7 protein-coding genes and 1 rRNA gene are annotated in these 8,126 nt (G+C 70.0%); 6 read left to right on the forward strand and 2 right to left on the reverse strand.

Translation table 11 applies throughout. From position 1 onward, the window contains the following. Positions 1 to 53: 53 nt before the first annotated feature. From ACWGKQ_RS40095 to ACWGKQ_RS40115, 5 genes are read left to right on the forward strand one after another with little or no spacing between them, the layout of a single operon-like run. On the forward strand, positions 54 to 881 hold the full coding sequence (locus tag ACWGKQ_RS40095; protein WP_453296994.1) for a hypothetical protein: 828 nt from the start codon (positions 54 to 56) through the stop codon (positions 879 to 881). Then, positions 871 to 2,223 carry a hypothetical protein gene (locus ACWGKQ_RS40100; RefSeq protein ID WP_453296995.1) on the forward strand — a complete coding sequence of 451 codons (1,353 nt, stop codon included), beginning with the start codon at positions 871 to 873 and terminating at the stop codon, positions 2,221 to 2,223. The genes ACWGKQ_RS40095 and ACWGKQ_RS40100 overlap by 11 nt, the downstream gene beginning before the upstream one ends. Beyond that, complete coding sequence (locus ACWGKQ_RS40105; RefSeq protein WP_453296996.1) at positions 2,220 to 3,779, forward strand: SCO6880 family protein; 1,560 nt, start codon at positions 2,220 to 2,222, stop codon at positions 3,777 to 3,779. The genes ACWGKQ_RS40100 and ACWGKQ_RS40105 overlap by 4 nt, the downstream gene beginning before the upstream one ends. A 14-nt stretch (positions 3,780 to 3,793) precedes the next feature. Beyond that, entirely contained in the window at positions 3,794 to 5,212 is a 1,419-nt protein-coding gene (locus tag ACWGKQ_RS40110) for an ATP-binding protein (protein ID WP_453296997.1), read from the forward strand. Between the two features lie 12 nt (positions 5,213 to 5,224). Next, the gene (locus ACWGKQ_RS40115; RefSeq protein ID WP_453296998.1) at positions 5,225 to 6,796 is read left to right on the forward strand and encodes a type IV secretory system conjugative DNA transfer family protein; all 1,572 of its coding nucleotides are present in this window, start codon (positions 5,225 to 5,227) and stop codon (positions 6,794 to 6,796) included. Here ACWGKQ_RS40115 and ACWGKQ_RS40120 read toward each other — a convergent pair. Beyond that, positions 6,793 to 7,365, reverse strand: a complete 573-nt coding sequence (locus ACWGKQ_RS40120; protein WP_453296999.1) for a GNAT family N-acetyltransferase — start codon at positions 7,363 to 7,365, stop codon at positions 6,793 to 6,795. The genes ACWGKQ_RS40115 and ACWGKQ_RS40120 overlap by 4 nt on opposite strands. Before the next feature lie 71 nt (positions 7,366 to 7,436). On the opposite strand from ACWGKQ_RS40120, the gene ACWGKQ_RS40125 reads away from it, so the two are divergent. Further along, entirely contained in the window at positions 7,437 to 7,985 is a 549-nt protein-coding gene (locus ACWGKQ_RS40125) for an isochorismatase family protein (RefSeq protein ID WP_453297000.1), read from the forward strand. Positions 7,986 to 8,035: 50 nt separating this feature from the next. On the opposite strand, the gene rrf is transcribed toward ACWGKQ_RS40125, so the two are convergent. Next, positions 8,036 to 8,126: ribosomal RNA gene (gene rrf, locus ACWGKQ_RS40130) — 5S ribosomal RNA — on the reverse strand; the annotation flags it as partial.

Here is an 8,126-nt window from a genome sequence, read left to right on the forward strand (position 1 = left end):
CTACCGTCGTACTGCTACGCGTTCCGGTACGACGTGGAGGGGGAGTACCCGGCATGAGCCTCGGAGACGAGCCCGGTTACCCGGAGACCGGCCACACCCGCACCCGCCTTCCCGACGACCCCTACGGCGGCGCCCGCCGCGGCGGCCGCTCCTCCTCACGGAGCCTGGTCACGGTCGTCGGCGTGGTCGTCCTCCTGATCGCGGCGATCGCGTTCGCGAACAGAGGCGGCAACGACGGCTCCTCGGACAGCACCGACACCGGCAGCAACGGCAACGCCGGACAGCCGGTGACGTCCTCGACGGCGGCCAGCGGGACCAAGCCGGTGGAGACGAAGAGCGACGGCATCCCGACGGGATACGCGCACAGCCAGCAGGGCGCCCAGAGCGCCGCGGCCAACTACGCGACGGCGCTGGGCTCCGACGGCATGTTCATCACCGCGACCCGGCACTCGATCGTGCAGACCGTCGCCGACCCCAGCGTCATGAACAGCATGCAGTCCGGCTTCGACACCGACTACTCCACCGACTTCCTGAAGAAGGCCGGCCTCAACGCCGACGGCACGGCTCCCCAGGGCAGCACCTTCGTCAGCCGCACACTGCCGGCCGGCGCCAAGGTCACGTCGTACAGCACCGGCGCCGCCACCGTCGAGGTCTGGTGCAACGGTTTGTTCGGCATGTCCGGCGAGAAGTCGACCAACCCCGTCACCAGCAACTGGTTCACCGTCACCATCAAGCTGAACTGGAGCGACGGCGACTGGAAGGTCCTGGGATCCAGTCAGAGAACCGGCCCCACCCCGGTCACCGGCGACAACCCCGTGTCCGGAACCGACGAGATCACCAAGGCGGTCCAGGAATTCGGAGGGTTCACCTATGCCCGCTAGCCGGCACCACGTGCTCAAGCTGACCGGACTGGTGGCCTGCGTGCAGACCTCCGCCGTCCTCCTGGCCACCCGCGCCTTCGCGGACCCCTCACCCAGCGCCTCCGCCACCGCCAGCCCTTCTCCCACCCAGAGCGGCGGCAACTGCGCCGGAATGAGCGGCCCGTCCCTGCAGCTCTGCGAGAGCGGCTCCGGCGGCAGCAGCGGCAGCTCCACCGATCCCCTCACCTCCACCCTCGACCCCCTCTCCTCCCTCGCCCAGGGCTGCGCCAAGGCCGCCTCCTGGACCGTCGACAAGCTCAGCGGTGCCGTCAAGGAGACCGCCAACGTCGACTTCACCAACGAGAAGTTCCTCCAGCAGTACGCCGTCGTCTTCGCCGCCTCGACGATCCTCACCCTGCTGCTGTGGCTGCTGGCCGTGGCGAAGCGGGCGGTGCGCGGGGTCCCCCTGTCCACCGCCATCTCCGAAGCCATCGGGTTCCTCTGGCTCACCGTCCTGGCCTCCGCCTTCACCCCCCTGATCCTCTACACGGTCGTCTCGGCCACCGACGGCGTCACCGACGTCCTCGCCAAGACCACCGGCGACCAGACCGACACGTTCTTCGGCACCTTCTCCGCCGCCCTCAACAAGGGCGACAACATCGGCGGCGGCCCGATCATGCTGATCGTCGCCTCCCTGGTCAGCATCCTCGCCGCCGGCGTCCTGTGGCTGGAGCTCGTCATCCGCGCCGCCCTGCTCTACGTCGGCGCCCTCCTCGGCACCGTCGTCTACGCCGGCCTCGTCGACAAGAACCTGTGGGGCCACGTCCGCCGCTGGGCCGGCATCATGATCGCCGTCATCCTCGTGAAACCGGTCATCGTGATAGTGCTCGGCCTCGCCGGCGCCCTGTCCTCCGACGGCGGCCCCGACGCCTTCTCCGCCGTCGTCTCCGGCCTCGCCATCATCCTGCTCGCCATCTTCGCCAGCGCGATGATCTACCGCTTCGTCCCCGGCTTCGGCGACGAGATCGCGGCCGGCCGCAGCAACCGCATCATGCAGGGCGCCGAAGGCAAGGCCGCCGCCGTCATCAGCAGCCCCGCCAACCTCGTCGCCCAGGGCATCAGAACCCACAGCGCCCGCGCCGACAACAACGGCGGCGGGGGCGGCGGCGGTTCCGGCGCCTCCGGTGCCCGCCCGTCCAACCCCGCCTCGGGCGGCGTCGCCGCGCACAGCACGCGCACCCCGAACGGTGGTGGCGGCGGAACTGTCCCCTCCGCCGCACCCGCACCCCGCGCGCCCAGCCCGGCGAACACCCCGCACGCCAGCAACACCCGCAACAACAGCTCGGGAGGTGAAGGGCGTTGACGACAGAGTCCCACCTGTCCCATCCGATCACGCCCCGCCGTACGTATCTCATCGGCCGCGCCAGGCCGAACGCGATCATCGGCAGGAACCGTGAGTCCGGCGAGATCGCGCTCATCATCGCGGGCGCGTTCCTCGGCATGATGTGCGGGCTCCTCGTCCCGGTCCTCTCCCTGCGGATCGTCCTGCTGATGGGCTTCCCGCTGCTCGCACTGGCCGCGGTCTACGTGCCGTACAAGCGCCGTACGTTCTACAAGTGGTTCGAGATCAACCGCAGTTACAAGCGGAGCCTGCGCCAGGGCACGGTCTACCGGTCCACCGCGTCCGAGGCGGGCACCCGGATCGACGGCCGCGAGGTCGAGGTCGGACCGCCGCCCGGCATCGGCCGCATCAACTGGCTCGCCGCACCCTTCGGCCCCGACGAGATCGCCGTACTCCTGCACGCGGACCGCAAGACGGTCACCGCCGCCATCGAGATCGAGGGCCCCGGCGTCGGCCTGCGCGACTCCGAGGACCAGGAAGCCCTCGTCGACCGCTTCGGCACCCTCCTCAAGCACGTGGCGAACGGCGACGGCTTCGTCACCCGCCTCCAGATGCTCGCCCGCACCCTCCCCGCCGACCCCGACGCACACGCCAAGGACGTCGCCCAGCGCGGCGACGACAAGGCCCCGGACTGGCTGTCCCGCTCCTACGACCAGCTCCAGTCCATGGTCTCCACCAGCAGCGAGCAGCACCGCGCCTACCTGGTCGCCTGCATGCACTACTCCCGCGAACTGGCCGCCGAGGCCCAGGCGATGGCCCGCGCGGCCCGCCCCCGGTCCGGCCGCAAACTGGACCGCGACGCCGGTCTCGCGGTCGTCATGGCCCGCGAACTCACGGACATCTGCTCCCGCCTCCAGGAAGCGGACATCCGCGTCCGCCAGCCCCTCGGCCAGGGCCGCCTCGCATCCCTGATCCACTCCATGTACGACCCGGACCACCCCATCGACCACATCCAGGCGATGACCCAGCGCAACGCCTGGCCGGCCGAACTGGACGCCATGGAGCCCACGTTCCTCCAGGCCAAGACCCGCGAGTCCAGCACCAGAGAGCCCTGGTGCCACGCCACGGCCTGGGTGAAGGAGTGGCCGATGACCCCGGTCGGCGTCAACTTCCTGGCGCCCCTCCTGGTCCACACCCCGGACGTCATCCGCACGGTCGCCGTGACGATGGACCTGGAACCCACCGAGGTCGCCATCGAACGCATGCTCACGGAGAAGACCAACGACGAGGCGGAGGCGTCCCGCGCCGCCAAGATGAACCGGACCGTCGACCCCCGCGACATCGCCGCCCACACCCGCCTCGACCAGCGCGGCGAGGACCTGGCCAGCGGCGCGGCCGGCGTCAACCTGGTCGGCTACATCACCGTCTCCTCCCGCACCCCGGAGGCCCTCAACCGCGACAAGCGCACGATAAGGGCGTCCGCCGGAAAGTCGTACCTGAAGCTGGAGTGGTGCGACCGCGAGCACCACCGCGCCTTCGTGAACACACTGCCCTTCGCCACCGGAATCCGAAGGTAGAGGCTGATGCGCTGATGAGGGACCCGCTGTCCGTCCTCACCGAAGCCTTCACGTCCTTCCTCTTCGGGAAGGTCGAGACGACCCGCTCACCGGTGCGCACCTCCACCGGCCAGGCCCAGGCGGTCTACCTCCCCACGGCCGCCCCCGGCCTCGGCGACTCGGGCGTCATCATCGGCCGCGAGGTGTACTCCGGCAAGGGCTACATCTACGACCCCTTCCAGCTCTACGGCCAGCAACTCCCGGCCCCGCACTGGCTCGTCCTCGGCGAGTCCGGCAACGGCAAGTCGGCCCTGGAGAAGACCTACGTCCTCCGGCAGCTGCGCTTCCGCGACCGCCAGGTCGTCGTCCTGGACGCCCAGGGCGAGGACGGCGTCGGCGAATGGAACCTCATCGCGGAAGAACTGGGGATAACCCCCATCCGGCTCGACCCGATGGCGGCCCTGGACCACGGCATCCGCCTCAACCCGCTGGACCCGGCGATCACGACGACGGGCCAGCTGGCGCTGCTGCGGACCATCATCGAAGTGGCGATGGGCCACGGCCTCGACGAGCGCGCGGGATTCGCCTTGAAGGTCGCCCACTCCTACGTCAACGAGTCGATCCTCGACCGCCAACCCGTCCTGACGGACATCGTCGAGCAGCTACGACACCCCGAGCCGGAGTCGGCCGAGGCGATGAACGTCGCCATAGACGACGTACGGGCCTGGGGCCTGGACGTCGCCCTGGTCCTGGACCGCCTGGTCGACGGTGACCTGCGCGGCATGTTCGACGGCCCGACCACGGTCGGCATCGACCTCGACGCCCCGCTCATCGTCTTCGACCTCTCCCACATCGACCGCAACTCCATCGCCATGCCGATCCTGATGGCGATCGTCGGCGTGTGGCTGGAGCACACCTGGATCCGCCCCGACCGCAAGAAGCGCATCTTCCTGGTCGAGGAGGCCTGGCACATCATCGCCAGCCCGTTCGTGGCCCAGCTGTTCCAGCGGCTGCTGAAGTTCGGCCGACGGCTCGGTCTGTCGTTCGTGGCGGTGGTGCACCACCTGTCCGACGTCGTGGACGGCGCGGCGGCCAAGGAGGCGGCGGCGATCCTGAAGATGGCGTCGACGAGGACGGTCTACGCCCAGAAGGCGGACGAGGCACGGGCGACGGGCCGCGTGCTGGGCCTCCCCCGCTGGGCGGTCGAGATCATCCCGACGCTCACCCCCGGCATCGCGGTCTGGGACGTCAACGGCAACGTCCAGGTGGTCAAACACCTGGTCACCGAGACGGAACGCCCGCTCGTCTTCACCGACCGCGCGATGACCGAGTCGTCCAGCGACGTCCTGTTGTCCGCGGACGACGCCCTGGTCGCCGCCGAACTGGAAGCGGAGCAGCGGGCGGCGGCCTTCGTGGAGCAGCACCTCGGCGACTCCGAATCGACGGTGGCGTAGGGAGGACCGTTCGTGAGACCGGACCCTCGGCAGGAACGCGATCGGCGCGATCAGCAGGGCGGCGGGATTCCCGACGGCCTGCTGATCGGCATACTCGGGTTCCTGCTCGGCGTCACGATCATGGTGTGGACGGCGACGGGACTGGCGGCCTGGTTCGCCCACGGCAGCTGGCCGTCGACCGTCGACCTCTCCCACACCCCGCTCGCGATGCGCCACCTCATCGGCGCCCCGCACGACATCACGGGCGCCTGGCCGGACACCCCGGCGGCCCGGCTGGCGGGCTGGGGGCTCTTCTGGGGCCTGTTCATCGGCCAGGTGATGGTTCTGGTCGTCCTCACCGTGTTCGTACTCGGGACGGTCACCCGGTGGCGGGCCGGGAGAAGAAGACGGGCCGCGGCGGCGAGGGGCAGGGGGGCGGCGACCGGGCTTCCGGAACCGCGCACCGAGCCGGAGACGGTGGAGAGGACCCTCGTCAGGGAGCCCTTCCGGGAACCCGCCCGGGAGCCCTTCCAGGAGACGACCCGCCGGCTCCCTGCGGAGCCGGCGATCCCGGTGGAGCCGGTCCCGACGGCCATGGTCTCCCACACCCCCGTCGTACCCGCCCCAGAGCACCCCCTTGAGCACATCCGCCCCGCCCCCGACGGTGACCGGCCGGGCGCATGGACCAGGATCCACATCGCACCGCGGGAGAGCCGGCAGGCGACCGCGACCCAGGCCATCCAGGACGCACCAGGCGCCGCCCTCGTCGTCACCTCGAACCCCGCCCTCTGGTCGGAGACGAAGGACGCCCGAGCCAAACTCGGCCCCGTCCTCCTCTACGACCCGAACCACCTCTGCGACACCCCCGCCCGCTTCCACTGGTCCCCCACGGCCCACTGCGGGGACAAGCACACCGCGATCCAGCGCGCCCAGGCACTTCTCACCCCGGTCAAGCCGACCGCGAAAATCGATCAGGCGGTCACGGACACGGCCGAGACCCTCCTGCGCAGCTACCTCCACGCCGCCGCCCTGGAGAACCGCACGATCCGCCACGTCCACCGCTGGGCACAGGGCACCGGCGTCCAGGACGCCGTACGAACCCTCCGCACCCACCCCAAGGCCGCCCCCGGCGCCGCCGGCGAACTGGAAGCCGCCCTCACCTCCCACCCGGAACGCCGGGACATCGCGCAGGAGTTGACGGCCAGGGCGCTCGCCGCCCTCTTCACGGTCAACATCCGCGAGGCCTGCACACCCAACCGATCCGATGCCCTCGCCCTGGATTCCTTCATCGATGAAGGGGGCACGCTTTATGTGGTCGGTGAATCCATCGAGGACCCCAGGACCAAGCCCGGCGCCATGCCCCTCCTGACGGCCCTCGCCTCCAGCGTGGTCGAGCACGGCCGGCGCATGGCCGAACGGTCATCCCCCGGTCGGCTCGACCCACCACTGACCCTGGTCCTGGACGACGTGGCGGCCGTGGCACCGCTCCCGCAGCTCCCCGACCTCCTGGTCACCGGTACCGGCCAGGGACTGCCGACCCTCGCCCTGCTCCGCTCCCACGAACAGGCCCGATCCCGCTGGCCGCACCGGGAACTGCCGGTCTAGGCAGGCCACTCCAGAACGAACTCGACCTCGCTCTCGGCCTCCGCCTCGTCGTCGGAGAACGGCACCAGAACCCCGCTCGGCACGAACCCGGCCTTGCGGTAAGCCCCCTGGGCCCGCGGGTTCTCCGTATGCACCAGCAGCCGTACCCGCTCCGCGCCCCGCTCCCGCGCCCACTCCGCACCGGCGGCGAACAACGCCTCGACCAACCCGCTGCCCCGGTGCTCGGGCTGTACGAACACCCCTACGACATGCCCCTGCCGCCGCTCGACGGGAAACCCGGCCCAGTCCGTGGTCCCGGCCTCCTCGATCAGCACGGTCACGGTCCCGGCCCACTCCCCGTCCGCGGCCACCGCGACGAACTGCCGTGCACCGCTGGGCTCCGCGGCCGAACGCTCGGCCCGCTCCCGATAGAAGGAGTCCGGCCGATCCAAGGCCTCCTCGTAGCTCTCCAGGAACGCGATGTCCGCGACCGGGTCCCGCAGCGCGGCGAGCCGCAACCGCTTGACGGCCTCCCACTCGTCGGAACGTATCGCGCGAATCACGTAATCACCGCTGGTCGTAGCATTCATGCGGTCACGCTAACGCCCACCGGCCACCGTACTCACCTGGTTTGTCAGTGCCGCCGTCTACGGTGGGCGTCATGACGACTCTTCCGAACCGTCCGAACACCGCCCTGCTGATCGTGGACGTGCAGAACGGGGTGGTGGACAGCTCCCACAACCGCGACGAGGTCATCGTCAACATCAACACCCTGCTCGCCAAGGCCCGTTCCGAGGCGGTCCCCGTGGTCTGGATCCAGCACTCCAGCGACGAGCTGAAGCCGGACAGCGCCCCCTGGCAGTACGTCCCTGAGCTGACCCGCGAAGCGACCGAGCCCCTCGTCCACAAGCGCTACGGAGACTCCTTCGAGGACACCGAGCTGGAGTCCGTCCTCGCCGAACGGGGCGTGGGCCGCGTGGTCGTGACCGGCGCCCAGACCGACGCCTGCATCCGCTCCACCCTGCACGGCGCGATGGTCCGCGGCTACGACGCGACACTGGTCGGCGACGCCCACACCACAGAGGACCTCACCGCGTACGGCGCGCCGGCCCCCGAACAGGTCATCTCACACACGAACCTCTACTGGAGCTGGCAGGAGGCCCCGGGCAGAAAGGGCGGCACGGTCGAGACAGCGGACGTCAGTTTCTGAATAACGCAGAAAACCCCCGCATCAATGATGCGGGGGTTTTCTCAATATTTGTTCGGCGGTGTCCTACTCTCCCACAGGGTCCCCCCTGCAGTACCATCGGCGCTGTAAGGCTTAGCTTCCGGGTTCGGAATGTAACCGGGC

Source organism: Streptomyces sp. NPDC054770 (genome assembly GCF_053611985.1).